This is a genomic window from Mesorhizobium sp. M0051, from assembly GCF_040323235.1.
Taxonomy (GTDB): Bacteria; Pseudomonadota; Alphaproteobacteria; order Rhizobiales; family Rhizobiaceae; genus Mesorhizobium.
This window is the reverse complement of sequence record NZ_JAMYUT010000014.1, coordinates 95,093-120,878: the sequence shown is the minus strand read 5'-3', so window position 1 is coordinate 120,878 and position 25,786 is coordinate 95,093. Positions and strand designations below refer to the sequence as shown.

The 25,786-nt window shown below is 62.0% G+C and carries 26 protein-coding genes; 13 read left to right on the top strand and 13 right to left on the bottom strand.

The window, feature by feature from the left end:
• Positions 1 to 9: 9 nt before the first annotated feature.
• Both NKJ90_RS16620 and NKJ90_RS16615 read left to right on the top strand, forming a co-directional pair.
• On the top strand, positions 10 to 1,173 hold the full coding sequence (locus tag NKJ90_RS16620; RefSeq protein ID WP_023757279.1) for a D-alanyl-D-alanine carboxypeptidase family protein: 1,164 nt from the start codon (positions 10 to 12) through the stop codon (positions 1,171 to 1,173).
• A gap of 86 nt (positions 1,174 to 1,259) precedes the next feature.
• On the top strand, positions 1,260 to 2,375 hold the full coding sequence (locus tag NKJ90_RS16615) for a CobW family GTP-binding protein (RefSeq protein ID WP_023757278.1): 1,116 nt from the start codon (positions 1,260 to 1,262) through the stop codon (positions 2,373 to 2,375).
• A 3-nt stretch (positions 2,376 to 2,378) separates the two neighbouring features.
• Here the strand turns inward: NKJ90_RS16615 and NKJ90_RS16610 are convergent, their stop codons facing one another.
• The 5 genes from NKJ90_RS16610 to NKJ90_RS16590 form a co-directional block, all read right to left on the bottom strand.
• Positions 2,379 to 2,621, bottom strand: a complete 243-nt coding sequence (locus NKJ90_RS16610; RefSeq protein ID WP_023757277.1) for a sulfurtransferase TusA family protein — start codon at positions 2,619 to 2,621, stop codon at positions 2,379 to 2,381.
• 8 nt (positions 2,622 to 2,629) lie between these two features.
• The gene (locus tag NKJ90_RS16605) at positions 2,630 to 3,928 is read right to left on the bottom strand and encodes a L,D-transpeptidase family protein (RefSeq protein WP_023757276.1); all 1,299 of its coding nucleotides are present in this window, start codon (positions 3,926 to 3,928) and stop codon (positions 2,630 to 2,632) included.
• A gap of 217 nt (positions 3,929 to 4,145) precedes the next feature.
• Positions 4,146 to 5,096, bottom strand: coding sequence for an acetyl-CoA carboxylase carboxyltransferase subunit alpha (locus NKJ90_RS16600; RefSeq protein ID WP_023757275.1), 951 nt, complete (start codon positions 5,094 to 5,096; stop codon positions 4,146 to 4,148).
• Between the two features lie 99 nt (positions 5,097 to 5,195).
• A complete protein-coding gene (locus NKJ90_RS16595) occupies positions 5,196 to 6,131 on the bottom strand; it encodes a site-specific tyrosine recombinase XerD (protein ID WP_023757274.1) in 936 nt (311 codons plus the stop codon).
• 17 nt (positions 6,132 to 6,148) lie between these two features.
• Positions 6,149 to 6,301: a hypothetical protein gene (locus tag NKJ90_RS16590; RefSeq protein WP_023757273.1), complete on the bottom strand. Its 153-nt coding sequence runs from the start codon at positions 6,299 to 6,301 to the stop codon at positions 6,149 to 6,151.
• Positions 6,302 to 6,510: 209 nt separating this feature from the next.
• Between NKJ90_RS16590 and NKJ90_RS16585 the strand changes: the two genes are divergently transcribed.
• From NKJ90_RS16585 to NKJ90_RS16575, 3 genes are read left to right on the top strand one after another with little or no spacing between them, the layout of a single operon-like run.
• On the top strand, positions 6,511 to 7,122 hold the full coding sequence (locus NKJ90_RS16585; RefSeq protein ID WP_023757272.1) for a shikimate kinase: 612 nt from the start codon (positions 6,511 to 6,513) through the stop codon (positions 7,120 to 7,122).
• Entirely contained in the window at positions 7,119 to 8,261 is a 1,143-nt protein-coding gene (aroB, locus tag NKJ90_RS16580; RefSeq protein ID WP_023757271.1) for a 3-dehydroquinate synthase, read from the top strand. Before NKJ90_RS16585 ends, aroB begins: the two co-directional genes overlap by 4 nt.
• A complete protein-coding gene (locus tag NKJ90_RS16575; protein WP_023757270.1) occupies positions 8,258 to 9,151 on the top strand; it encodes an HlyC/CorC family transporter in 894 nt (297 codons plus the stop codon). Before aroB ends, NKJ90_RS16575 begins: the two co-directional genes overlap by 4 nt.
• 119 nt (positions 9,152 to 9,270) lie before the next feature.
• On the opposite strand, the gene NKJ90_RS16570 is transcribed toward NKJ90_RS16575, so the two are convergent.
• Genes NKJ90_RS16570 through NKJ90_RS16560 form a run of 3 tightly spaced genes read right to left on the bottom strand, consistent with a single transcriptional unit; the run spans position 9,271 to position 14,100 of the window.
• Positions 9,271 to 10,812, bottom strand: coding sequence for a SpoVR family protein (locus NKJ90_RS16570; protein WP_023757269.1), 1,542 nt, complete (start codon positions 10,810 to 10,812; stop codon positions 9,271 to 9,273).
• Between the two features lie 9 nt (positions 10,813 to 10,821).
• The gene (locus NKJ90_RS16565; RefSeq protein ID WP_352486365.1) at positions 10,822 to 12,132 is read right to left on the bottom strand and encodes a YeaH/YhbH family protein; all 1,311 of its coding nucleotides are present in this window, start codon (positions 12,130 to 12,132) and stop codon (positions 10,822 to 10,824) included.
• Positions 12,133 to 12,150: 18 nt separating this feature from the next.
• Positions 12,151 to 14,100, bottom strand: a complete 1,950-nt coding sequence (locus NKJ90_RS16560) for a PrkA family serine protein kinase (protein WP_023757267.1) — start codon at positions 14,098 to 14,100, stop codon at positions 12,151 to 12,153.
• Between the two features lie 440 nt (positions 14,101 to 14,540).
• Here NKJ90_RS16560 and NKJ90_RS16555 point away from each other — a divergent pair, with 440 nt between their 5' ends.
• Positions 14,541 to 15,347 (top strand): alpha/beta hydrolase, encoded by an 807-nt coding sequence (locus tag NKJ90_RS16555; protein WP_023757266.1) that lies wholly within the window; start codon positions 14,541 to 14,543, stop codon positions 15,345 to 15,347.
• A 242-nt stretch (positions 15,348 to 15,589) separates the two neighbouring features.
• Here NKJ90_RS16555 and NKJ90_RS16550 read toward each other — a convergent pair whose 3' ends face one another.
• Positions 15,590 to 15,892 (bottom strand): BolA family protein, encoded by a 303-nt coding sequence (locus NKJ90_RS16550; RefSeq protein WP_023757265.1) that lies wholly within the window; start codon positions 15,890 to 15,892, stop codon positions 15,590 to 15,592.
• A gap of 182 nt (positions 15,893 to 16,074) precedes the next feature.
• Here NKJ90_RS16550 and NKJ90_RS16545 point away from each other — a divergent pair, with 182 nt between their 5' ends.
• The 4 genes from NKJ90_RS16545 (at position 16,075) to NKJ90_RS16530 (ending at position 20,750) form a co-directional block, all read left to right on the top strand.
• Positions 16,075 to 16,704, top strand: a complete 630-nt coding sequence (locus NKJ90_RS16545) for a J domain-containing protein (protein ID WP_032906956.1) — start codon at positions 16,075 to 16,077, stop codon at positions 16,702 to 16,704.
• 123 nt (positions 16,705 to 16,827) lie between these two features.
• Positions 16,828 to 17,814, top strand: a complete 987-nt coding sequence (gene cobS / locus NKJ90_RS16540; protein ID WP_023757263.1) for a cobaltochelatase subunit CobS — start codon at positions 16,828 to 16,830, stop codon at positions 17,812 to 17,814.
• A gap of 12 nt (positions 17,815 to 17,826) precedes the next feature.
• Entirely contained in the window at positions 17,827 to 19,725 is a 1,899-nt protein-coding gene (gene cobT, locus NKJ90_RS16535; RefSeq protein ID WP_023757262.1) for a cobaltochelatase subunit CobT, read from the top strand.
• A complete protein-coding gene (locus NKJ90_RS16530; protein WP_023757261.1) occupies positions 19,722 to 20,750 on the top strand; it encodes an esterase-like activity of phytase family protein in 1,029 nt (342 codons plus the stop codon). The genes cobT and NKJ90_RS16530 overlap by 4 nt, the downstream gene beginning before the upstream one ends.
• Before the next feature lie 43 nt (positions 20,751 to 20,793).
• Here NKJ90_RS16530 and NKJ90_RS16525 read toward each other — a convergent pair whose 3' ends face one another.
• From NKJ90_RS16525 to rpmB, 3 genes are all read right to left on the bottom strand, one after another.
• Complete coding sequence (locus NKJ90_RS16525) at positions 20,794 to 21,474, bottom strand: spermidine synthase family protein (protein ID WP_352486363.1); 681 nt, start codon at positions 21,472 to 21,474, stop codon at positions 20,794 to 20,796.
• 59 nt (positions 21,475 to 21,533) lie between these two features.
• On the bottom strand, positions 21,534 to 22,214 hold the full coding sequence (locus NKJ90_RS16520) for a queuosine precursor transporter (RefSeq protein WP_023757259.1): 681 nt from the start codon (positions 22,212 to 22,214) through the stop codon (positions 21,534 to 21,536).
• A gap of 159 nt (positions 22,215 to 22,373) precedes the next feature.
• Positions 22,374 to 22,670, bottom strand: coding sequence for a 50S ribosomal protein L28 (gene rpmB, locus NKJ90_RS16515; protein ID WP_023757258.1), 297 nt, complete (start codon positions 22,668 to 22,670; stop codon positions 22,374 to 22,376).
• A 255-nt stretch (positions 22,671 to 22,925) separates the two neighbouring features.
• On the opposite strand from rpmB, the gene NKJ90_RS16510 reads away from it, so the two are divergent.
• From NKJ90_RS16510 to NKJ90_RS16500, 3 genes are read left to right on the top strand one after another with little or no spacing between them, the layout of a single operon-like run.
• Positions 22,926 to 23,714 carry a DUF3108 domain-containing protein gene (locus NKJ90_RS16510; protein WP_023757257.1) on the top strand — a complete coding sequence of 263 codons (789 nt, stop codon included), beginning with the start codon at positions 22,926 to 22,928 and terminating at the stop codon, positions 23,712 to 23,714.
• Positions 23,715 to 23,747: 33 nt separating this feature from the next.
• Positions 23,748 to 24,683 (top strand): aromatic amino acid exporter YddG, encoded by a 936-nt coding sequence (gene yddG / locus NKJ90_RS16505; protein WP_023757256.1) that lies wholly within the window; start codon positions 23,748 to 23,750, stop codon positions 24,681 to 24,683.
• A complete protein-coding gene (locus NKJ90_RS16500) occupies positions 24,680 to 25,354 on the top strand; it encodes a lysoplasmalogenase (protein WP_023757255.1) in 675 nt (224 codons plus the stop codon). The genes yddG and NKJ90_RS16500 overlap by 4 nt, the downstream gene beginning before the upstream one ends.
• Before the next feature lies 1 nt (position 25,355).
• Here NKJ90_RS16500 and NKJ90_RS16495 read toward each other — a convergent pair whose 3' ends face one another.
• Positions 25,356 to 25,784: a cupin domain-containing protein gene (locus tag NKJ90_RS16495; RefSeq protein WP_023757254.1), complete on the bottom strand. Its 429-nt coding sequence runs from the start codon at positions 25,782 to 25,784 to the stop codon at positions 25,356 to 25,358.
• Positions 25,785 to 25,786: the final 2 nt, after the last annotated feature.

The window sequence follows — 25,786 nt, the reverse complement described above, 5'->3', positions numbered from 1 at the left end:
GATTTGATCATGCGGCACAGGCATTTCCTCAAGCTATTCTCGGCTGGCACAATAGCGCTGTCGGTCCTGGTCGGGCCGGCGCTGGCCAATCCGATTGTTGTGTTCGACCTCGGCAGCGGCAAGATCCTGCAGCATCAGGATGCATTCAAGCGCTGGTATCCGGCGTCGCTGAGCAAGCTGATGACCGCCTATGTGACCTTTCGGGCGATCGCGGCCGGCGAGGTTCAGCTCGATTCGCCGATCACGGTGACGAAACACTCCGCCTCCGAGCCGCCAAGCAAGATGGGATTCAAGCCAGGGTCCGTGATGCGGCTCGACAATGCGCTGAAGATGATGCTGGTCAAATCGGCCAACGACATCGCCATGGCCGTCGGCGAAAATGTCGGCGGTTCCCAGGCAGCCTTTGCCGATCGGATGAATGCCGAGGCGACCCGGCTTGGCATGAACGGCACGCATTTCGTCAATCCTAACGGGCTCTATTCGCCCGACCAGTACACGACGGCACGCGACCTCGCCGTCCTGGTGATGGCCATCCGGCGCGAGTTCCCGGAATATGCGTCCTGGTTTTCGATAGAAGGACTTGCCGTCGGCAAGAAGGCTATTCCCAACTACAATCTCTTGATCGGCCGTTATCCCGGCGCCGACGGCATGAAGACCGGCTTTGTCTGCCCCTCCGGCTTCAACATGATCGGGTCGGCGACCCGCAACGGGCGCACGCTGGTCGCGGTGGTGCTTGGCGAAAAGTCGGCGGTCACTCGTGCCGAGACCGCCGCGCGATTGCTGGACCAGGGATTTGACACGCCTGCCGCCGGCTCGGACACCGTCACCACGCTGGCGCCCTACGGCGATCTGGTCTCGCCCAACGACATGCATGACGAGATCTGCAAGAAGAAGGCGCGTCAGGAACAGTCCGAAGCGCCGCCAGTTGCTGCCAAGAACGTGCCGAAATCGACCTATCAGAAAAAGCTCGACCATGTGCCGACGCTGGTTGCCGTCGGCCTTGGCGGCGCCACGGGTCCAGCGCCGAAAGCTATTCTCGACCAGGGCGGCCAGGACTACGCCGACGTGCCTATTCCGAGTTGGCGGCCCGACAGACCGGCACCGGCCGGCCCGGGCCCGAAGATTGCCGGCTCCGCGGCGCAAGGCGACCAGCCGGTCAAGGTCGCGAACTAGAGCCCATCCGAACCGAAGGTCCGCGACAGCGAAATTTTTATACCTTTTCGGAAAAAGACCATGCTCAGACATGCAGATAGAGATCAATGAGCGGCTTCCCGATCCCCGTATCGGTGCTGACCGGTTTTCTCGGCGCCGGCAAGACGACGCTGCTCAACCGGCTGTTGAAGGATCCGGCGCTCGCCGACACGGCGGTCATCATCAACGAGTTCGGCGAGGTGGCGATCGACCATTTGCTGGTTGAGCAGTCTTCCGACGGCATCATCCAGCTTTCCGATGGTTGCCTGTGCTGCACGGTGCGCGGCGAACTGGTCGACACGCTGGCCGACTTGGTCGACCGGCTACAGACCGGCCGCATCGCCCGGCTCGCCCGTGTCATCGTCGAAACCACGGGGCTGGCCGACCCGGCGCCGGTGCTGCAGTCGATCATGGCGCACCCGGCGCTGATCCAGGCCTTCCGGCTCGACGGCGTCATCACTTTGGTCGACGCCGTCAACGGGGAAGCGACGCTCGATGCCCATGTCGAGGCGGTCAAGCAGGTTGCCGTCGCCGATCGTATCGTGCTCAGCAAAGCCGATTTGGTCACCGATCCGCATGAACTGGAAACGCTGCGGGCGCGACTGCGGCAGATCAATCCGGGCGCCGAATTGTTCGACGCCGGCGACACGGGGACAGGCGTGGCGGCGCTGTTCGACTGCGGCCTCTATAATCCCTCCACCAAATCCGCCGATGTTCGGCGCTGGCTCGGCGACGAAGCGGCGCACGATCACGACCACCATCATGATCATGACGGGCATAATCACGAGCATGGCCGCGATCACGGCCATCGCCATGATTCGCGTGTGCGGTCCTATTCCCTGGTGCATGATGGCCCGGTACCGTTTTCGGTCATCGAAATGTTTCTCGACCTGCTGCGTTCGACGCATGGCGAGCATTTGCTGCGCATGAAGGGCGTCATCGAACTCAGCGAGGATCCATCACGGCCGCTGGTTATCCATGGTGTGCAGAAAATCCTGCATCCGCCGGTGCAATTGCCGGGCTGGCCCGATGGCCAGCGTGGCACGCGGCTGGTGTTGATCACGCTCGACATGCCTGAAGACTATATCCGCCGGCTGTTCGCCGCCTTCACCAACCGGCCGTCGATCGATACACCCGACCGCGCGGCGCTGGAAAACAACCCGCTGGCAATTGCCGGGCGTTGAACTCTATGATTGCGGCTCGCCGCGTTCGACCAAGAAGCGATGGCCGCCCGAAACCGCGGACGTTTCGATGAGTTGGTGGCCGTTGTCGGAGCAGAATGCCGGAATATCGATGACGGCGAGCGGGTCGGTGGTCTCTAACCAAAGCCGGCTGCCCGGTTGCATCCCGGCTAGACGCTTCTTGGCCTTAAGCACGGGCAGGGGACAGTTCAGCCCCCTGAGGTCATAGACAGCGGCGCGGTCAGCCACGAGTGAAATCAGCCGCCGAACATGCCGAGCAGCTTGTTCTTCAGCTTTGTCACCCGGCTCTCGTCGGCACTCGCCGCTTGCGTTTCTGCCACTGGCGCGGCTTCGGAAGGGGGTGTGACGGTGGCGGTGGCGACAGGCGCTTCCTTGGCGGCCTTCTCGGCCTCCTTTTCAGCCAGAGCCTGCGCCCTGGCGGCTTCCTTGGCTTTCTTGGCCACCTCTATGGCCGCCAGCCTTTGCTCCTCGGCCTTCTGCTTGGCGGCTTTTTCGGCGTCGAGTGCGGCCATCTTGCGGCCTGCCGGCGAATCGATACGGCCCATGCGGGTCGTCTCGGTGACGGAGCCGTCGGTGTTGAGCGACGGCGGGTCGATCGGCACGCGTTCGCCGCGCGCCCTGCGCTTGGACCAGTCGGAAACGATGCTGGCTTCCTTGACGCCAGCAATGGTCGGCTTAGGCGCCGGCACGCTGGCCTTGACCGCGCCGCTGAACGCCGCGTCGTAGGTGCTCATGTAGGAATTGTAGGCGCTTTTCAGCGAATCAGGCTGCGTCGTCGCCGGGCAGGCACCGGTCGGATCGAATGTCTGGCCGTCGGCGGCAACCTGGTTGAAGACATAGCGCTTCTCGCAGACATCCACCTTCGGCGGCACCTTGGTGATCTCGAAATTGTCGTAGCCGACTTTCAGCATCTTCCAGAATTCGTAATTCGGATCGTTGCGGTAGCGCGCCATGTTGGCGGCGGTCATGCGGAACGGAAACGCCTGGATCTGGAATTCGGTCTGGCCGCCCTGGAAAGCGTCGCGGCCGAAGGCATAGATCTGCTCGATCTGAGCGTCGGTCATCGAATAGCAGCCCGACGACGAACAGGCGCCGTGCACCATCAAATTGGAGCCGGTGCGGCCATTGGCGCGGTCATAGGCATTGGGATAGCCGATATTGAACGACAAATGGTAGTTCGAACGCGGGTTCATCTGCGCCGGACGCACCGTGTAGAAGCCTTCCGGCGCCTGGCGGTCACCTTCGGTGTATTTCGGCCCGAGTTTGCCCGACCATTTGCAGATGTCGTAGCTCGCGACCATGTCATAGCGGCCGTTGGTCTTGGCCTTCCAGATTTCGAGCTTGCCCTCTTCCTTGAAGATGCGGGCCATCACCGACGAGGTGCGGACCATGCCCTTGGCCCTCATGTCGGCGAGGATCTTGTCGGGCAGCGGTTTGTTGGCCTCCGGCGCGAAATCCTTCATCGATGAATTGTTGCAGCCGGCAACGCCGAGGGCAGTTATCAGGATTCCGGTGCGGGCAAGCTTGGCGAACATGGCTGCGGATATCGTCTTTTCTCTGGCGCGAGGGCAATTCATGCCCGGCTACTGCACTGAACGTGGACGGACCCTAAGCCCGTTAACCCTAACAAATTCCTTACCGCAAGTGCCGACGCATCCCCCAGCGGCAGTCTCACTGAGCCGAATGCAGCGGCATTTTTGTGGCGAAAATGCTCCGCGCCGCCACATTGTGGCGCCGGGACCGGATCATGATCTAAAGGCTGCGGCCCATTGCCAGGTATTTCTCGCGGCGCTGCTCGCGGAAATCAGTGTTGGCGCCGGCAAATTCCTTCATCGTCCTGGCGATGAGGTCGCCGGTCGCGGCGATCACGGTTTCGGCGCCACGGTGCGCGCCGCCGAGCGGCTCGGGAATGATGGCGTCGATGATCTTCAGCTCAAGAAGATCCTGCGCGGTGATCTTCATGTTCGTCGCCGCGTCCTTGGATCGCGTCGTGTCGCGCCACAGGATCGAGGCCGCGCCCTCCGGCGAAATCACCGAATAGATGGAGTGTTCGAGCATGTAGACGCGATTGGCAGTGGCGATGGCGATGGCGCCGCCTGAGCCGCCCTCGCCGATGACAACCGAGATCGACGGCACCCTGAGCCTAAGACATGCGGAGGTCGAACGGGCAATGGCTTCCGCCTGGCCGCGCTCCTCGGCGCCGACACCGGGATAGGCGCCGGCGGTGTCGACCAGCGTCAGCAGCGGGATGCTGAACCGGTCGGCGAGTTCCATCAGCCGCACCGCCTTGCGGTAGCCTTCCGGCCGCACCGAGCCGAAATTGTGCTTCAGGCGGCTGGTCGTGTCGGAACCCTTTTCCTGGCCGATGATGGCAACAGGCTCGCCGCGGAAGCGAGCGAAGCCGCCGACGATCGCCTGGTCCTCGCCGAAATTGCGGTCGCCGGCCAGCGGCGTGAAATCGTTGAACAGGCCCTTGATGTAGTCGACGCAATGCGGCCTGTCGGGATGGCGAGCGACCTGCACCTTCTGCCATGGCGTCAGCGCCTTGTAAGCGTCACGCAGCGCATCGCGGGAGCGCTTCTCGAGCCGGCTGATCTCGTCGCCGACATCGACCGCTTCGCCATTCTCGGCGAGCTTCTTCAGCTCGAGGATCTTGCCCTCGAGGTCCTGCACCGGCTTTTCGAAATCGAGGTAATTATACATGCGTGAGCGGACCGATACATCGGAAGGCAATGGCTGACGGAACCCTTGAATCCAAGGCTCCGGGCGGTGAAACGTCGTCCTCACATAGCGATATGAGGCCTAGTCGGCAAGCGGATGATGATCGTTGACCAGCCGCACCAGCCGCTCTTCCAGCACATGGGTGTAAATCTGCGTCGTCGATATGTCGGCATGGCCGAGCAACTGCTGCACGGCCCTGAGATCGGCGCCGTTCTGCAGGAGGTGGCTGGCGAAAGCATGGCGCAGCACATGCGGCGAGATCTTCGCCGAAGCGATGCCGGCCCTTGCCGCCAGCCCTTTCAGATCTCGAGCAAAGACCTGGCGCGAGAGATAGCCGCTGTCGGATGCGGCAGGAAACAGGAACGGACTGTCGGCGAAGGCTGGAACCTTGGCGCGGGCGGCAAGCCACGTCTTCATCGCCGCACGCGCCTTGAGCGAGAGCGGGACCATACGCTCCTTGTCGCCCTTGCCGCGCACCATGAAGAAGCGGTCGTCGCGCTGCGCCACCGTCACCGGCAGGCCAACCAGCTCGGAAACGCGCAGGCCGGTGGCATAAAGCACCTCGACCAGCGCATGCAGCCGCAGTGCCGCCAGCCACTCACTCTTGCCTAGCCGGGCATCGTTGCCGAGACTGGGATCGCCGGCCTCAAGTGCCGCGCGGTCGATCAGCCGGCCGGTGTCGGCCTCGCTCATCGTCTTAGGCAGCGGACGGCGCTTTTTCGGGCTGTCCAGCGTGCCGGTCGGGTCATCGCCGCGCAGGCCTTCGGCGTAGAGGAATTTGAAGAACTGGCGGATCGCTGACAGTTTGCGCGCCTGCGACGTGGCCGCGAAGCCGCGCGCGGCGATGTCGTCGAGATAGGCGCGAATATCGGTGGCGGTCGCGCCGGCGAGCCCGCCATCGATCTCGCCAGAGGCGTCTTCGAGGTCACGGCGGTAGGAGGAAAGCGTGTTCTCGGCCGCACTGCGCTCGGCGCTCATCATTTCCAAAAAGGCTTCGATGCGGGCGGCGCTGTTCATTCAACGTTTCTTGTCGTTCAACTTTTCTTGGGATTGAGCTTCTCCGGAGGGATGCGCACGCTTATTTCACCCTTCTTGGGCTCCACGAACATCACCAGCGCGAACATCGTACCATAGGCAATGCCGGCCAGAATCGCTATTATCACGACAAAGCGAAACAGTGTCGGCATCAATTTTCGCCCGTCTTCTTGTTCTGCGTTTCCAAACCCTGTCCCCTTATGGGACGCCAATCAGACCAATTCAAGGAAGAAGCTGAGGCCTGTCAGGAACTTCCGATGCAGCCCCGTCAGCTCATATCGGGCTCAAGGTGCTCGCCACGCTTGACGCAAACGGGCTTTTCATGTCGATACGCCGGCAAAGAGGGCCCTCGATACATCCGATGAACGCGCTGCCAGCAAATCCTCCAGACGAGACCCACGCCGTGCTGCTCGGTCGGCTGGGCAGCCGTTCCATCGTCTTTGTCGGGTTGATGGGCGCCGGCAAGACGGCGATCGGCCGCAAGGTGGCGACGATGCTGTCGCTGCCCTTCATCGACAGCGACCAGGAGATCGAAAGCGTCTCGCGCATGACCGTTCCGGAGCTGTTCGAGCGCTACGGCGAGACCGAATTCAGAGCACTGGAGCAGCGCGTCATCCTGCGCGTGCTGGAAAATGGCCCACAAGTGCTTTCGACGGGCGGAGGCGCCTTCATGAACGCGCATACGCGCGAGGCGATCGCTGCGCACGGCGTGTCGGTGTGGCTGAAAGCCGAACTCGACCTTTTGATGGACCGCGTCTCCAAGAAGCAGAACCGGCCGCTGTTGAAAAGTGCCGATCCCCGCGCCGTGCTGGAGCGGCTGATGAGCGAGCGCTATCCGGTCTATGCGACATCCGATGTCACGGTGCCGACTCGCGACGATCGCAAGGAGATCATCGCAACCGAGGTGGTGGAGGCGCTGTGTCGGCATTTCGGCATCGATGAGACTGCGGCGACTGGCGAGGTCAGATCATGAGCCTGGATCAGCCAGTCATTGTCCAAGTCGGCCTCGGCGAGCGGACCTATGACATCCTGATCGGCTCGGGACTGCTGTCACGCGCCGGCGTGGAGATTTCGCGCCGCCTGCCGGGCACCCGCGCCGCTGTGATCACCGACGCCAATGTCGCGGCAGCGCATCTCGATGTGCTGAAGGCCGGCCTCGAAACGGGCGGTATAGAGTCGGCCGTCATCACGCTGCCGCCCGGCGAGAAGACCAAGAGCTTTGCCCATCTCGAAGAGGTGGTGGATGGCGTGCTGGCTGCGAAACTGGAGCGCGGCGACATTGTCATCGCCTTGGGCGGCGGCGTTATCGGCGACCTTGCCGGCTTTGCAGCCGGCATCGTGCGCCGCGGCATGAATTTCGTGCAGATCCCGACCTCGCTGCTGGCGCAGGTCGATTCCTCCGTCGGCGGCAAGACCGGCATCAACAGTGCGCGCGGCAAGAACCTTGTCGGCGTCTTCCATCAGCCGAAGCTGGTGCTGGCCGACACCGGAGTGCTCGACACGTTGCCGATCCGCGAATTCCGCGCCGGCTATGCCGAACTCGCCAAGTATGGGCTCATCGACCGGCCGGAATTTTTCGCCTGGCTGGAAGGGAACTGGGGCCAGGTTTTTGCTGGCGGACCGGAGAGGGCGCAGGCCATTGCCGAAGCCTGCCGGGCCAAGGCCGACGTTGTTGCGCGCGACGAGTTCGAGACCGGCGACCGCGCGCTGCTCAATCTCGGCCACACGTTCGGCCACGCACTGGAAGCCGCCACCCAGTATGACGGATCCCGCCTCGTCCATGGCGAGGGTGTCGCCATTGGCATGGCCCTTGCACATCGGTTCTCGTCGCGGCTCAACCTGGCCAGTCCCGACGATGCCGCACGCGTCGAGGCGCATCTGCGCACCGTCGGCCTACCCTGGCGCATGGCCGATATCCCGGGCGATTTGCCGGATGCCGAAAGCCTGCTTGCCTTCATCACCCAGGACAAGAAGGTGTCGCGCGGCGCGCTGACGTTCATCCTGACGCGTGGCATCGGCCAAGCCTTCATCGCCAAGGACGTGCCGGCCTCGGAAGTTCTGTCGTTCCTCAGGGAGAACCATCCGAGCCCGAAGGAAAGCACTCGGAGATGAACGAGACCGGCTGGATCGTCGTCGCTGTCCTTGCCGTCCTCCTCCTGCTGGTCGTTGCCTTGCGCACGCGCCTGCTTGCCGCTTTCGGCTATGAGCTGTCGCGCATCGAGCCGCGGCGCTCCACCCACGATGAGTTGCGCGGCGCGGTCGACGATTTCCGCCGCGACGGCCAGGTCGTGCGCGAGGACCGTGACCGCGTCGGTGGGCTGTTCGATCTCGCCGAACTCGAAGTCTCCGACATCATGGTCCACCGCACCAACATGCGCTCGGTCAACGCCGACAACGCGCCAGAGGCGGTGGTGCGCGAGATGCTACAGAGCCCGCACACCCGCATGCCGTTGTGGAAAGGCTCGCTCGACAACATCGTCGGCGTGCTGCACGCCAAGGATCTGTTGCGCGCCTTGAACGAAGTCGGCAACGACTTCTCCAGGATAGACGTGATGAAGATCGCCTCGAAACCGTGGTTCGTGCCCGACACCACGACGTTGCAGGAACAGCTCAACGCCTTCCTGCGCCGCAAGGCGCATTTCGCCGTCGTCGTCGACGAATATGGCGAAGTCGAAGGGCTGGTGACGCTGGAGGACATCATCGAGGAGATCGTCGGCGAGATCGCGGACGAGCACGATATCGACATCCAAGGCGTCAAGCAGGAGGCCGACGGCTCCGTCGTCGTCGACGGCACGGTGCCGATCCGTGACCTGAACCGGGCGCTCGACTGGAACCTGCCGGATGAGGAGGCGACCACCATTGCCGGCCTCGTTATCCACGAGACGCAATCGATCCCCGAGGAGAAGCAGGCTTTCACATTCCACGGCAAGCGCTTCACTGTCATGAAGCGCGACAAGAACCGGATTGCCAGGCTGAGGATCAGGCCAGCCGGCGACGCTTAAAAACGCGTCCCGTCGAAACGAAGACAGCGACGCCATTCGGTTCAAGTCGTGTGATCATGCATGTCGCCCAGGACCGCGGAGCACTTTTGGCGCCATGAAAACCAGCCCGCTACGGAGCCTCATTCTGCGATCTGGCTCGTCGAGCGTTCGTGGATCGCCGCGCCCGTCTCGGCGTCGACGGCCGCCAAGCTGACCTCGTAACCCCAAAGCCTGCGGATGTGACGAAGCGTGGCGTCACGGCTGGCCTCCTCGAGAAGGATACCGTCATTGACCTTGTGCTGCAGTCTCAAATGCCGGTCACCAAGCAGATCGACATCCATCACCTGGATGTCCGGTTGGTTTGCTCCGATCTCGTAGCTGTGGGCAAGCGCGGCGCGGACCTTGGCATAGCCGCGTTCGTTGTGGATCGAGGCAACCTCGAAATGCGGTTGGTCGGCAGCGTCGCCGAGCACGAAGAGCCGCCATTTCCGGATCAAACTCGGACTGAGATACTGGCGGATGAAGGACTCGTCGCGGTGATCTGCCCAGGCGTCGAGCAGGACCTCTAGCCAGTTGCCGCGGCCGGCGAAGTCGGGAAACCAATCGCGGTCCTCGGCCGTCGGTTCGGTCGAAATGCGCTTGATGTCCTGCATCATGTCGAGGCCGAGAGCGTAAGGGTTGATGCCCGAAAACCGCGGATCGTCGTAGGCCGGCTGGAAGACCACGTTGGAATGATTCCGCAGGATTTCCAGCATGGCGCCTTCACTGATCTGGCCGCGATCGTACAGCATGTTCATCAGCGTATAGTGGACGAAAGTGGCGCAGCCCTCGTTCATCACCTGCGTTTGTCGTTGTGGGTAGAAATATTGTGCTATGACGCGAACGATCCTGACGATCTCACGCTGCCAGGGCTCCAGGACCAGGCTGTTCTTTTCCAGGAAGTAAAGCAGGTTTTCCTCGGGAAGGTTGAGCGATTTCTTCCGCTCCGGGTCTTCTCTCTTGTCGTTAGCCTTTTGCTGCGACGGTGGCAGCGTACGCCACAGATCATTATAGGTTTGCTCTTCGTATTCGAGGCGCTCGCGAAGTCCTTCACGCTGCCGTTCCGACGACAGCTTCGGCGGCCTGTGATAGCGGAACACGCCCTGTGCCATCAGCGCATGGGCGGAATCAAGGACAGCCTCTACGGCGGCGAGGCCATGCCGCTCCTCGCAACGGACAATGTAGCCCTTGGCGAAATCCAGGTAGTTGAGGATCGCCCCGGCGTCCGTCCACTGCTTGAACAGCTGGTTGTTCTTGAAGAAATGATTATGCCCGAGCGCAGCATGGGCCGTCACCAAGGCCTGCAGGGCCATGGTGTTTTCCTCCATCAGATAGACGATGCACGGATTGGAATTGATGACCAGTTCATAGGCAAGCCCTCGACCGCCCTTACGATAGAGCAGGTCGTGGTGGAGGAAATGTTTGCCGAAAGACCAGTGACGGTACATCAGTGGCATGCCGACCGATGAATAGGCGTCGAGCATCTGCTGGGACGAGATGATCTCCATCTGCACCGGGTAGGTGTCGAGATGAAGCTCTTCGATCGCGATTGCCTCGATCGTGTCATAGGTCCTCGACAATGTCTTGAAATCCCAATCGGACCCTGAAAAAAGCAGGCTGGATTTACCGGCTTGTCTGGCCATTGAATCCCCTCATGCAACCTTGAGGGAAGCCGGCTGTCTGCCGAAGAGTTGGCGAAAAACCGGGTAGATATCCGCGGGCGTGGCGATGCGGCTCATCTGGAAGTTCGACCATTTCAGGTCGATTTCGCTATAGGCACGCCATAGCGATGTCCCGTTTTCGGTCGAGCCGAAGATATGGGCTTCACGCTCGTCGATGATCTCGACATAGGCAAAATACTGGCACAACCGCATGAGCTTGCCGTTGAGCAATGCTATGCATCGCTCGGAATCGCCGCCGAAATTGTCACCGTCGGAGGCCTGGGCAGCGTAGATGTTCCACTCGTGGGCGGGGTAACGTGCATCAATAATTCGGTGCATTTCCTCCAGCGCGGTGGAAACGACAGTGCCGCCACTTTGCGTGTTGTAGAAAAATGTTTCCTCATCGACCTCCTGGGCCAGATGCGTGTGGCGGATGAAGACGATCTCGATGCGCTCGTAGCGCCGTTTCAAGAACAGGTGCAGCAGTACGAAGAAGCGCTTTGCCAGATCCTTTTCGCGTTCACCCATCGAGCCGGACACATCCATTAGGCAGAACATGACGGCATTGGCATTCGGCACAGGTCGGGGATCGAAGCGGTTGAAGCGGATGTCGACCGGATCGACATAGGCAATTCGCCTGCGCCGCCGCTCCAGCCGGTCAAGCTCCTCCCTCAATGCCGCAATGCGCTGGCGCGCCGCCACGCTGGATGGCACCAACTCAAGCGCGGCGATTTCCTTGAGGATCGCGTCCAACTCCTCCTGCTTAGGACGCCTCAGCGCAATGCGGCGGCCGTGGCTGTTACGCATGGTGCGCACAACATTGATGTTGGTCGGTGAGCCGGTGGCGGCGAAGCCAGCCCGGCGCGACTTGAATGCAAGGATCTCCTTGAGGTTGAGCTTGACCATATCTGGGAGTTCGAGATCCTCGAAAAAAAGATCGAGCACCTCTTCACGCGACAGCACGAAACGAAAGTCGTCTTCAGACGCTGTATTCCCCGCGGACGCCCCTCCCGCGCCGCCGCCGCCGGGCTTAGGGAGCAGATCTCCAGGAGAGAAATGCCTGTTGCCCGGCAGGATGTGCTGGCGCCTGCCGCTGTTGCGGGCGTTGTTGAAACTCGGTTCGTCAGTGCCGCTCTCCGGCATGGGCACGGCGTGCTCGGCATCGGCGTCGGCGATCCTGCCGGTGCGGATCTGATCGCGTATGCTCCGCTTCAGTTCCTCGCGCGCACGCCTGAGAAAGCGCTGGCGATTGCCGAGGCTCTTGTCCTTCGGGTTCAGGCGACGGTCGATGAAGATCGGCATGGAACCACCCGGGCTCTCTCAACCCGCCCTGTTCACCCGCATGTACCAGTCCACAAGGCGACGCACCTGCCGCTGGGTGTAGCCGCGCTCGACCATGCGCTGCACGAATTCATTGTGCCGCTTTTCAGTGACGCTATCTTGCTTGGAGCCGAAGCTGATCACCGGCAGAAGGTCTTCGACCTGGCCGAACATGCGCTTCTCGATGACTTCCCGCAGCTTTTCGTAACTTGTCCAAGCCGGGTTGCGGCCATGGTTTCTTGCACGGGCGCGCAATGTGAACTTCACCACCTCGTTGCGGAAGTCCTTGGGATTGGCGATGCCGGCCGGTTTTTCGACCTGCGACAGTTCATTGTCCAGAACCTCGCGATTGAGGATTTGACCGGTGTCGGGATCCTTATAGTCCTGATCCTCGATCCAGGCATCGGCATAGGCGATGTAGCGATCGAAAAGGTTCTGGCCGTACTCGCTGTACGATTCCAGATAGGCCTTCTGGATTTCGTGGCCGATAAACTCGGCATACCGCGCCGCCAGCTCGGACTTGATGAATTCCAGGTAGTCCGCTTCCGTCTCCTTCGGAAACTGTTCGCGTTTGATTGCCTCCTCGAGGATGTACATGAGATGTACGGGGTCGGCAGCCACCTCCTCGGTGTCATAGTTGAAGGTCTGCGACAGGATCTTGAAGGCAAAACGCGTGCTGACGCCGGCCATGCCCTCGTCGACGCCGGCGGCATCGCGATATTCCTGAACCGGTTTCGCCTTGGGGTCGATTTCCTTGAGGTTCTCGCCGTCATAGGCGCGCATCTTGGTGTAGAGCGGCGAATTGTCGTGCTTGGCCAAGCGGGTCGAGACGGTAAATCGGCTGAGAATGTCCAGCACCTCGGGGGCACAGGAACTGTTGGCCAATTCGCTCTCCCGCAGCAGCTTTTCGTAGATATGTTTCTCTTCAGTTATCCGCAGACAATACGGCACCTTGACCACGAGGATGCGATCGAGGAAAGCCTCGTTGTTCTTGTTGTTCTTGAACTGCTGCCATTCCGACTCGTTGGAATGGGCCACGATGATGCCTTGATAGGGGAAGGCACCGAAATTCTCGGTACCGTTGTAGCTGCCCTCCTGGGTCGCGGTCAGCAGCGGATGCAGGACCTTGATGGGCGCCTTGAACATTTCGACGAACTCGAGCAGGCCCTGGGTGGTTCGGTTCAGTCCACCACTGTATGAATAGGCGTCCGGATCGGACTGGCTGAAATTTTCCAGTTGCCTGATATCGACTTTGCCGACCAGGGCCGAGACATCCTGATTGTTCTCGTCGCCAGGCTCCGTCTTGGCGATGGCGACCTGGCGCAGCCGCGAAGGCTTCAACTTGACCACGCTGAATTTCGAAATGTCGCCGGACAATTCGTCAAGTCGCTTGGCCGCCCAGGGTGAGATGAGCCCGTTTAGACGGCGCCGGGCTATCCCGTATTTATCTTCCAGCAGGTCGCCCATGCGATCGGGATTGAAAAGGCCGAGTGGCGATTCGAAAACCGGACTGACCTGGTTGCCGGCCTTCAGCGTGTAGATCGGGCGTTCCTCCATCAGTCTCTTCAGCCGTTCGGCCAGAGAGGATTTGCCGCCGCCGACAGGGCCGAGGAGGTAGAGGATCTGTTTGCGCTCCTCGAGTCCCTGGGAGGCATAGCGGAAATATCCGGCAATGCGCTCGATCGTATCCTCCATGCCGTAGAAGTCGGAGAAGGATGGATAGATCTTGACGGTGCGGTTCGAGAAAATGCGGCCTAGTCGCTCGTCCTTGCTGGTGTCGATCAGGTTAGGCTCGCCGATTGCCTCGACCATCCGTTCAGGCGCCGAGGCATACATCGATTTGTCCTCCCGGCAGGCAAGTAGGTACTGCTGGAGACTGATTTCCTCCTGGCCCTCGTTCGCATAAATCTCCGAAAACAGGTCGAAGACGTCGGACTGATTCTCGCGCATGATATTCCGCCCTCAAAGCCGTTCTGGCTGCCGGATGGTTCCTCAATCTATTCAACTATCGGAGTGCGTTGTGGTTCCCATCACATGAAGGAGAGAACGTGCGCCTGGCATCGGCGCGGAACAGCACCCGATGTGATTGGAATGCGTATCCAACAACTTAGGGTGGTGATGGTCGACTGAGGCGTCAAGGACAAAAATTGATTTCGTGAACTGAACCGTGAGCGTAGTGCATTTGACGTGGCGTGACCTGTGGCCCGATACGGGTTCGATGAGCCTGATCGATCTGGTCTCCTCTACAGCGGATGAGCGTCCAAAAAGGTTGAGAGCCCATTCGCGGTTCGGATCGATGGTCGATCGCCGAACCGGATCCATGTGCCATACTCAACTGGACGCTTGTGCCGCCCGCTGGCACTCTTGGTCGACATGGTCGGGAGACCACGATGATCGATCGACGAAGCTTCATTCTGGCTTCCGTGGCGGCGATGCTGCCGTCGGGAGCATCGGCCGTGTGGCGCTTGCGCCAACCGGCGCCAAAAACTTTCGACTACGGGCCAGCCAAGCTCGATATCTATGCGCCTGATGATGCAACCGGCCTGCCGGTCGTGTTCTTCGCCCACGGCGGCACCTGGCAATTCGGCAAACGCAGCCAGGTCAACGCCAAGCCGGCTTTCCTGCTGGCCAATGGCTTCTGCTTCGTCTCCATCGATTACCGGATGTTGCCTGAGGCCGATGTCGCCACCCAGGCCGGTGACGTCGAAATGGCCTATGCCTATATCAGAGCCAACATCGCCCAGCATGGCGGCGACCCCAAGCGCATTGTGGGCATGGGTCATTCGGCCGGCTGTCATCTGATTGCACTGAGCGGCATGCGCGGCGGGTTGCCGGACGTCGCTGCCTTGCTTCTCGATGACACCCGTGCCTACGATCTTGCAGCGCTCGCCAGGAATGGCGGCATGGTCCGGGCCTATGCTCGGGTCTTTTCCGACCCCTCGCAATGGGCCGCACTTTCACCGGCCAGCTACGTCGACGGCCGCAAGCATCCGCCGACCTTCATCGCCTATTCGCGAGCGCCAGGCCGTGGCGAAGCCTCGAAGACTTTTGCCGAACGCCTGCGCGCCACCGGCACCGAGGTCACCCTGTTCGACGGCAGCGCCTATACGCACATGTCGATCAATCGCGATTTCGGCGAGGACGGCGACGCGCTGACCGCGGCCGCGCTGGCATTCCTGAAATCGACGGTCGGCTGATCGAGGCTCGTGCGTCAGAGCTTTTTACCGTTTCACGGAAACGGCAAACCGCTCTAACTCTTTGTTTTAACGCAATGCCGGACGGAAAACCGCTTCGCACTTTTCCTGGGATTGCTCTAGCTACTGGATCAGACCACGTGCGAACGGCTCGGCGCATTGCTGGACAGCGCGCTATCTCAACCCGGACCGTTTCTGTTCGAGGTGGGCTCTGAGCGCGGCGAAAAGCGGGCGGCGGAACCGAGCTACCAGCGGGTCTTTTCGCCGGGCGCCGCCGGTTCGATCGCCAGCGCATGCACGCCGGCCTTCAACTCGTCGGCAAGCAGTTCATTGACGGCGCGATGGCGGTCGATGCGGCTCATGCCGGCAAAGGCGGATGAGACGACGCGCACGCGAAAATGCGTCTCTCCTGTGCCGTCATAGGCGCCATGATGGTCGGAGCCGTGGTGATGGTGGCCGGCATGGAGATGGCTCTCGTTGATGATGACCAGCCGGTCCGGCGAAAACGCCTTGTTGAGCTTGTCTTCCATGGTCGTCTGTATGGACATCGCCGTATTCCTTCACCACATATGGCCGGCATATCTGCCCGCAAAAACCGGAATCGGTCTGCGCAAAAGCCGCTGCCGCTCAACAAAATCCGCCATTCGCCTGTTTTATGCCGCGATTCAGCGGTTAGGGCGATCATCGCGAAAATGTCAATTCTTGTTTCGCATCTGCGAACGCCCCATAAATGGGTAAGATGAAGCCGTACCCCAAATATTTCGAGAAGATTCGCGTCCGCCCCGACAAGGACGCGGAGCTGAAGTCGCACTCGCCGATCTGCCAGTGGGACGGCTGCAAGGAGGCGGGCACACATCGCGCGCCGGTCGGGCGGATGAAGGAAGGCGAGTATTTCCGCTTCTGCTTCGACCATGTGCGCGAATACAACAAGGGCTTCAACTATTTCTCCGGCGTGCCGGACACCGAGGTCGCGCGTTTCCAGAAGGAAGCGATGACCGGCCATCGGCCGACCTGGAAGATGGGCGCCAACGGTGCCTCGACGCGGTCGTCGCCCGATATGGCGCAGATGCGTTCCGGCCGCGCCGGCTACTACAATCGCATGCGCGACCCCTTCGACCTGTTCAAGGGGCCGAAGGATCCGCGCGAGGCGCGCGAGCGCAAGGCCAAGCCGCTTGAGGCCAAGGCGCTGGAAACGCTTGGCCTTGATACAAAGGCGACTGGCAAGGAAATCAAGGCGCGCTATAAGGAACTGGTGAAACTCCACCATCCGGATGCGAATGGTGGCGACAGAGGTTCGGAAGACCGGTTCCGCGATGTGCTGCAGGCCTATCGCGTGCTCAAACAGGCGGGCCTGTGCTGAGCGACCATACGGTTCGCGTCGTTTTCCAACTTTCATAAGGTTGGAAAAGGCTCTAAGACCGCCCCCGGACAAAATCGATTGCCGGCGAAATCAGGCTTTTCGCCCGTGGAGACGTTGAGAGATATGAACAAGGTCGATCGCGACATCGCCAACCTGCCCGACACGACGGTGTCGGTGAAGGAGAAATTCGGTTTCGAGTCCAAGATGGTGGTGCCGGCCTATTCGGTGACATCAGAGCATGTGCCCGACATCGACCCGGACTATCTCTTCGACAAGAACACGACGATGGCGATCCTGGCGGGCTTTGCCTATAACCGCCGAGTCATGGTGTCGGGCTATCACGGCACCGGCAAGTCGACCCATATCGAACAGGTCGCCGCCCGCCTCAACTGGCCCTGCGTGCGCGTGAACCTCGACAGCCATGTCAGCCGTATCGATCTCGTCGGCAAGGACGCGATCGTCGTCAAGGACGGGCTGCAGATCACGGAATTCCGCGACGGCATCCTACCCTGGGCCTACCAGCACAATGTCGCGCTATGCTTTGACGAATATGACGCCGGCCGTCCGGACGTGATGTTCGTCATCCAGCGCGTGCTGGAATCGTCGGGCCGGCTGACGCTGCTCGATCAGAGCCGGGTCATCCGTCCGCATCCGGCGTTCCGGCTGTTCTCGACCGCCAACACGGTCGGCCTCGGCGACACCACCGGCCTCTATCACGGCACCCAGCAGATCAACCAGGCGCAGATGGACCGCTGGTCGATCGTCACCACGCTGAACTACCTGCCGCACGACAATGAGGTTGCCATCGTGCTGGCCAAGGCCAAGCACTATCGCGACGGCAAGGGCAAGGAAATCGTCAACAAGATGGTGCGCGTCGCCGACATGACGCGCTCGGCGTTCATCAATGGCGATCTGTCGACAGTGATGAGCCCACGCACCGTGATCACCTGGGCCGAAAATGCCGAGATCTTCGGCAATATCGGCATGGCGTTCCGCCTGACCTTTCTCAACAAATGCGACGAGCTGGAGCGTTCGTTGGTGGCCGAGTTCTATCAACGTGCTTTTGGGGAGGATCTGCCCGAGAGCGCCGCGAACGTGGTGCTGGGCTAAAGCAGAGTCTCGATGGCGGGTCCGGGCGACAACACGCGCAACAAATCGAAGACGGGGTCTGAAGCCGACAGCTTCAAGCGCGCCGTCACCGTCTGCATGCGCGCCATTGCCGGCGACAAGGAGCTTGAAGTCGGTTTCGCCAAGGATAGGCCGGCACTCGCCGGCAGCCGCGCGCGCCTGCCCGAACTGCCGAAGAAGGCTTCGAAGACCGACATCGCGATCACCCGCGGCCTCGGCGATTCGATGGCGCTGAAGCGTGCCTGCCACGATGTGCGCATCCACACTAAGCTGGCGCCGGATGGCAAGGCGGCCCGCGCCATCTATGACGCTGTCGAGCAGGCTCGTGTCGAGGCGATCGGCTCACGTGCCATGCAAGGCGTCGCCGACAATATCGGCTCGATGCTGGAAGACAAATACGCCAAGGCCAATCTCGTCGACGTGAGGGACAAGGCCGACGCGCCGATCGAGGAAGCACTTGCGCTCATGGTGCGCGAGAAGCTGACCGGTCGGCCGATCCCGAAGAGCGGCCAGCGGCTGGTCGAACTCTGGCGGCCCTGGGTCGAGGAAAAGGCCAAGGCGGATCTCGAGGGACTTTCCGCCAAGCTCGGCGACCAGCAGGCTTTCGCCCGCGTCGTGCGCGAGATGCTCGCCTCCATGGAAATGGCCGAGGAACTCGGCGACGAGCAGGAGACGGAAGACTCCGAGGACAATGACGACAACCAGCCGCAAGGCGACGAGCAAAGCGAGGAGGGCGGCGAAGAGGATTCGGGCTCCGAGCAGTCGCAGTCCGAGGATGCCGAGGCTTCGGCCGATGACGAGCAATCGGCCGAGACGGAAGCGTCCGATGCCACCGCCGACGATCTGTCCGACGATGACGATGCGGACGCCGAGACGCCCGGCGAGGCGCGCCGCAACGACAACCCCTTCACCAATCTGCCGAAGGAAATCGACTACAAGGTCTTCACCACCGCTTTCGATGAGACGGTCGGTGCCGAGGAACTTTGCGAAGAAGAAGAGCTCGACCGACTGCGCGCCTTCCTCGACAAGCAGCTTGCCAATCTGTCTGGCGTCGTCGGCCGCCTGGCCAACCGGCTGCAGCGCCGGCTGATGGCGCAGCAGAACCGCTCCTGGGATTTCGACCTGGAAGAGGGTTACCTCGATCCGGCGCGGCTGGTGCGTGTCGTTATCGACCCGATGCAGCCGCTGTCCTTCAAGCAGGAGCGCGACACCAAATTCCGCGACACGGTGGTGACGCTGGTGCTCGACAATTCGGGCTCCATGCGCGGCCGGCCGATCACGGTCGCAGCCACCTGCGCCGACATATTGGCGCGCACGCTGGAACGTTGCGGCGTCTCGGTCGAGATCCTCGGCTTCACCACCCGAGCCTGGAAGGGCGGGCAGGCGCGCGAGAAGTGGCTGAAGGACGGCAAGCCGCCGAACCCCGGCCGGCTCAACGATCTGCGCCACATCATTTACAAATCCGCCGACCATCCATGGCGACGGGCACGGCGCAATCTCGGCCTGATGATGCGCGAGGGCCTGCTCAAGGAAAACATCGACGGCGAGGCGCTGCTGTGGGCGCACAACCGGCTGATCGCCCGCCCGGAGCAGCGCAAGATTCTGATGATGATCTCGGACGGCGCGCCGGTCGACGATTCGACGTTGTCGGTCAATCCTGGCAATTATCTCGAGCGCCATCTGCGCGCCGTCATCGAGCTGATCGAGACGCGCTCGCCGGTCGAGCTGCTGGCCATCGGCATCGGCCACGACGTCACGCGCTATTATCGCCGCGCCGTCACCATCGTCGATGCCGAGGAACTGGCCGGCGCCATGACCGAGCAGCTGGCTTCGCTGTTCGCCGAGGAGAGCGCGAAGGATACGCGGCGTGGCGGCATGCGGCGCGCCGGATGATCTCTAGGCGCGGCGGCTTTCAGCAGACGATTTTCGCCGCCATCGCCCTGCTTTCCGGCGTGGCTTCGGCAGCAGCCGGTTCGCTCGGCTCAAGTTCGGTCGAACCGGTCGAAGTCTCGGCCAGGTCAATCGCCGAATTCCACATTGGCGGCGCCGACAAGCAGTTCGGTCCGCTCGAATTCGTCGGCGGGCTGGAGACGACCTCGCCAAGTCGCGATTTCGGTGCGCTGTCGGCGTTCCGATTCCTGAAAGCCGGCGGCGATTTCATCGGCGTCGCCGACACCGGGTTCTGGTTCTTCGGCACGGTGGTCCGCGACGCCGACAAGCGGCCGTCCGGCATCCAGAATTTCCGCATGCAGCAGATGGTCGACGAAACCGGTCGGCCAATCGACAAGAAGTGGGAGGTCGATGCAGAAGGCCTCGCGGTCAAGGACGGCGTTGCCACCGTCGGCTTCGAGCGCAACCACCGCGTCGCACAGTTCAAGATCGATCCGGCCGACATGAAGGCGCCGTTCAAGCAGCTGGATTTCGTGGTGCCGGCCGGGGAACTGCGCCAGAATCGAGGCTTCGAAACCGTCACCCACGCCAATGCCAACGGCCAGCATGAGGGCGGTCTGGTCGTGGTCTCCGAGAAGAGCCTCGACAAGGCCGGCAACATCTATGCCGCCATCATCGAAGGGCCGCATAAGGGCGTCTTCACCGTCAAGCGCAACGGCGACTTCGATATCACCGACGGCGCCTTCCTGCCGGATGGCGACCTCTTGCTTCTGGAGCGCAGCTTTTCGATGGCCAGGGGCGTCAAAATGCGGCTGCGACGCATTTATGGCGAGAGCGTCGAAAAGGGTGCGGTCGCCGACGGGCCGGTGCTGCTGGAAGCCGACATGGGCTACCAGATCGACAATATGGAAGGGCTCGACGTCTGGACCCGCGACGATGGTGCGCTGATGGTGTCGCTGATTTCCGACGACAACCACTCGATCCTGCAGCGCAACCTCTACCTGGAATTTATTCTCCACCAGGATTGAGCGCGCACCGACCTGCGATCAATAGAGCTATGACAGCGTCCGGTCAGGTTCGTGAGCCATTGGTGGCTATCCAGATAACATGGCGCGCGCCACGCTTGCCGTTAGCGCGTGTGTTGACCTCCTCGACCGCGAAGCCGGCCTGCTTCAGCCGCCGCGTGAAGCCGCTGTCGGGGCCTTGCGACCACACCGCCAGCACTCCGCCCGGCTTGAGGGCGGCGCGAGCAGCGCCGAGGCCCTGCAGGCTGTAAAGCGCATCATTGGATTTGTGGACAATGCCTTTCGGGCCGTTGTCGACGTCGAGCAGGATGGCGTCCCAAGCCGCGGGGCCCGACTGTATCAGCTGCCCGACATCAGTCCCGTGGATAATGACACGCGGATCGTCAAGACAGCCGCCAAAGATTTCGGTCATCGGGCCGCGTGCCCAGGCGACGACCGCCGGCACCAGCTCCGCGACGACAATGCTGGCATCATTGCCGAGTTCTGCGAGTGCGGCGCGCAGCGTAAAGCCCATGCCAAGCCCACCGATCAGGACCCTTGGCCGCCGATGGCCGGCAATCCGCTGGCAGGATAGTTTTGCCAGCGCCTCCTCGGACCCGCTGAGTCGGCTGTTCATCAGCTCGTTGGTGCCGAGCATGATCGAGAATTCGGAACCGCGCCGCTTGAGGCGAAGTTCCTGCGCACCATCCGGGGTCTTCGCCGAATCGAGCTGGACCCAGGGAATCATGATCTTTGTCCGACCATGATCTTTTCCGAAAACCCCGTCCCACTTTTCGGGATCATGGTTTAAGCCGCGACTGCCGGCTGGCTCCAGCGGGCAGCGAGCAGCCGGTAGGGGATCAATGCCACAACGGCGATGATCAGCTTCACACTGAGATCGCCGAGCGCCCACGAAATCCAGCGCATGGCGTCGACATGGAAGACGCCCATCAGCGGTGCTGTTTCGAGCGCAAAGCTGTCGTTCGGACCAGCGAAGGCAAACGCGGCCGAGAACGCGACGGTGAAGAAGACGGCGGTATCGAACACGGATCCGACCAGCGTGCCGACGATTGGCGCGCGCCACCAGCTCTGCCGGCGCAGCCGGTTGAAGACGGTCACGTCGAGCAATTGCGCGGCAAGGAACGCCGCGCCGGACGCCGCCGCGATCCGCACCAGCCGGTCGGCGGCGGTCTCGAACTCGATCAGGCCGTGACGGAACAGGAAAGGCGGGACGAGGATCGAGCAGACCACTGCCGTCATGAAGCCGACAAAGACGATCCTGCGCGCCACGGTTGGCCCATAGCGGCGATTGGCGAGGTCGGTGACCAGGAAGGAGAACGGGTAGGTGAAGGCACCCCAGGTCAAAAGGTCGGCCAGTGAGAGGCCGCCGACCTGGCCCTGCATCGGGAACTGCACGAGAATGTTCGAAGCCACGACTACAAATGCCATGGCGGCCACGAATGGCAGGTATCGCGAGAAGGAAGTCATTTTTTTATCCTGGGTAATGGAACCAGCGGAGCGCATGCCGAAACCGGATCACGCTCGCTCGTATTTGAGCATCGGGTTGCCGAAACCTTGCGGGCTCGATCCGATGTTCAGGCCAACAAGAGGTTGGCCAGGGCGGTCGTCCCCCGCCTTTGAACGATATCAGGCGGCGACCTGCTCGGCGATCTTCTTGGCGATCTGCTTCTTCAACAGACGCGCACGCTGCGACAATTCCTTGACGTCGGCCTTGGCCAGGAAGGCGTCGAGACCGCCGCGATGTTCGACCGAACGCAGCGCGTTGGCCGAAATGCGCAGGCGCACATTCTGGTTCAGCGCTTCTGAAATCAGCGTCACGTTGACGAGATTCGGCAGGAAGCGACGCTTGGTCTTGTTGTTGGCGTGGCTCACATTGTTGCCGGACATGACTGCCTTGGCAGTGAGTTCGCAGGTGCGGGACATGATTCTAACCTTCAGTTCTCGGGTCTGCCAAACATTCAAGCCCGCGCCGGGTGGCGCGCGGTTCTGGTCAGGCGGCCTTATGGAAAAGTTGGCGTTCCATAGTTGCATTTCGCCGAGGCGTCAAGCTCCGGGTTCCCCACGGATGCGCCCGGCATTTCATATTAAGGCCGGAATTCATCCTATAAGCGGTCTCATAGGGACATGCCAGACCGGAGTTGCCCGCCTCCGGCCGAAAATCAAGGACCGGATCCCGTCATGCTTCGTTTGTCTCTTGCCCTTGCTGCCCTGCTTGCGATTGCCTTGCCATCCGCCGCGTCCACTGCCTCGCCACAGTCATTCAAGGGAGAGTACACGGTCTCGTTTCTAGGCCTTTCGATAGCAAAATCAACGTTTTCCAGCCGCTATGAGAACGGCGCCTATGCGATCGAAGGAAGCGTCACCGCCGCGGGTCTGGCCAAGCTGTTCGACGACACGCGCGGCACGATCTCGTCGAAAGGCACGATTTCTGGCAAGAAGATGGTGCCGCAGGCGTTCCGTGCCGATTACACCTCTGGAAAGAAGGCATCGACGGTCGATATCCGCTTTGCAGATGGCGCGGTCACCTCGACGCAGGTCGTTCCGGCGCCGGGCAAGCGCGACCCCAAGAGCTGGGTGCCTATCGGTGCCGGCGATTTGGTCTCGGTGCTCGATCCGATGGCCGCGACGGTGATCCATGCCGACAGTCTCGACCAGGTCTGCGGCCGCACGGTGAAGTTCTATGACGGCGAGATGCGTGCCGATCTGTCACTAACCTACGCTTCGAAGGGGACGATCTCGGTGCCGGGTTATAAGGGCGACACCATCACCTGCCGAATGGGTTTCGAGCCGGTGGCGGGCTATCGCAAGGGCCGCAAGGCGCTGAATTATCTTAAGAACCGCAGCCGCATGATGGTGACGTTTGCACCGCTCGGCCAAACCGGCGTATATGCGCCGATCCGCGCCACGGTGGGCACGCAGATCGGCACCTTGACCATCAGCGCCAGGCGTTTCGAGGCAGTACAGTAGGGCAGGCGCCATACGCGCGCCACTGGAGGCGGAATGGGGCGCGCAACACTGATTGGCTTTTCGGCGGTCGCCATGTGGGCGTTGCTGGCGCTGCTTACCGATGGATCGGGCCAGGTGCCGCCATTCCTGCTGTCGGCGATCACCTTCTCGATCGGCACCGGGGTCGGGCTCATCGCGCGGCTGTTCATGCCGGCGCCCGACAAGAGCCAGAAAATACCACTGCAGGTCTGGCTGATCGGCATTGCCGGCCTGTTCGGCTACCACTTCTTCTACTTCACCGCGCTGCGCAATGCACCGGCGGTGGAAGCGAGCCTGATCGCCTATCTGTGGCCGTTGCTGATCGTGCTTGGTTCGGCGCTGATGCCGGGCGAGCGCCTGGCATGGAACCACGTCGTCGGCGCGCTGCTCGGCCTTGCCGGCACCATGCTGATCGTCACCAAGGGCGCCGGCATCGCCTTCGACGCCCGCTATGCTTACGGCTATGCCATGGCCGCCGTTTGCGCTGTGATGTGGTCGTCCTATTCGTTGTTGTCGCGGCGCTTCCCGTCGGTGCCGAGCAGCATCGTCACCTGGTTCTGCGCCGCGACCGCGGTGCTGTCGCTCGCCTGCCATTTGACCCTGGAACAAACGGTTCTGCCTGACGGCGCCGGCCAGTGGCTGGCCGTGGTCGGCCTTGGCCTGATGCCGGTCGGCGCTGCCTTCTATGCCTGGGACATAGGCGTCAAGCGCGGCAACATCCAGGTGCTGGGTGCTGCAAGCTATGCCGCGCCACTGCTGTCGACGCTGGTGCTGATCGCAGCCGGCGCCGCCGAGCCGTCACTGCGCATTCTTGCCGCCTGCGTGCTTATCACCGGCGGCGCGGCTCTGGCGGCAAAGTCACTGTTTCTGCGCAAGCCCGCCGTGACCGAGAGTGGAGCGCGGGCATCCGCAAGCGGAGCCGGGGCATCCGAAGGCGGAGCCCGGGCATGACGATGCCCTTCCCGGGCGGCATTGACGCCAATGCCAACGCGACGCTGATCTTTTCGCTGGCTGCTGCGGTGATCTATGCCTTCACGCTCGGGATGCCGCCGACGCTCGCCCGCTCGGCGGCAAAGACGCTTGCCGTGGCGATGCTTGCCGTGCTGGCGGCGCTGCAAGGCGGCCCGTTGCTGCTGGTCGCAGCCCTTGCGCTCAGCGCTGTTGGCGACGCCTTTCTGTCGCGCGACGGCGAAAAGGCGTTTCTCGGCGGGCTCGCCAGTTTTCTTGTCGCCCACATTGTCTATGCCGTGCTGTTCCTGCGCAGCGGCGGCGGCTTGGAGTTGCTGGGCGCCGAATCGTGGCGTGGGGCGATCGCGCTGGCCATGCTGGTGTTTGCGATCGTCATGCTGGCGGCGCTGTGGCGGCGCGTCGGCCCCGGCCTTCGTGTCCCTATCGCCGTCTATGTCGCTGCGATCCTCGCGATGGGTGTTTCGGCGCTGACGACAAGCAGCGTCTGGATTCTCGGCGGCGCCGTGTTGTTCATGGCGTCGGACGGGATGCTCGCCGCGGAGAAATTCCTGGTGGCCGCCATCTCGCCGCACCGCAGCTGGATGCGCTTTGCCGTCTGGTTACTCTATTACGCAGCCCAACTCGCGATCACGCTAGGCTTCTTATTGAATTGAGTTAGGATTGTTTCGGTTGCCAGCCCGGCTCGGCCAGCTCAAACGCCGCAAACTCAAAGCCCGGTGCGACGGTGCAGCCGACCAGCGTCCATTCGCCCAGGCTACGCGCCGATTGCCACCAGCCCGCGGGGACGACGATCTGCGGCCGCTCACCGGCTGGGAGATCGATGCCAAGCACCTGCTCGATAACGGCGCTGCTTTGTTCCCACATCGACAGCGCCAGCGGGGCACCGGCATGAAAATGCCAGACCTCGGCGGCGTCCTTGACCCGGTGCCAGGCAGACACCTGATGCCGTTCCAGCAGGAAATATATAGCGGTCGAATGGCCGCGCGCGCCGCCAGCGTCATCGCGAAAGGTCTCGGCGTACCAGCCGCCTTCCGGATGCGGCTTCAGGCCGAGCGTCGCGATGATTTCGGCGGAGCTGGTCATGG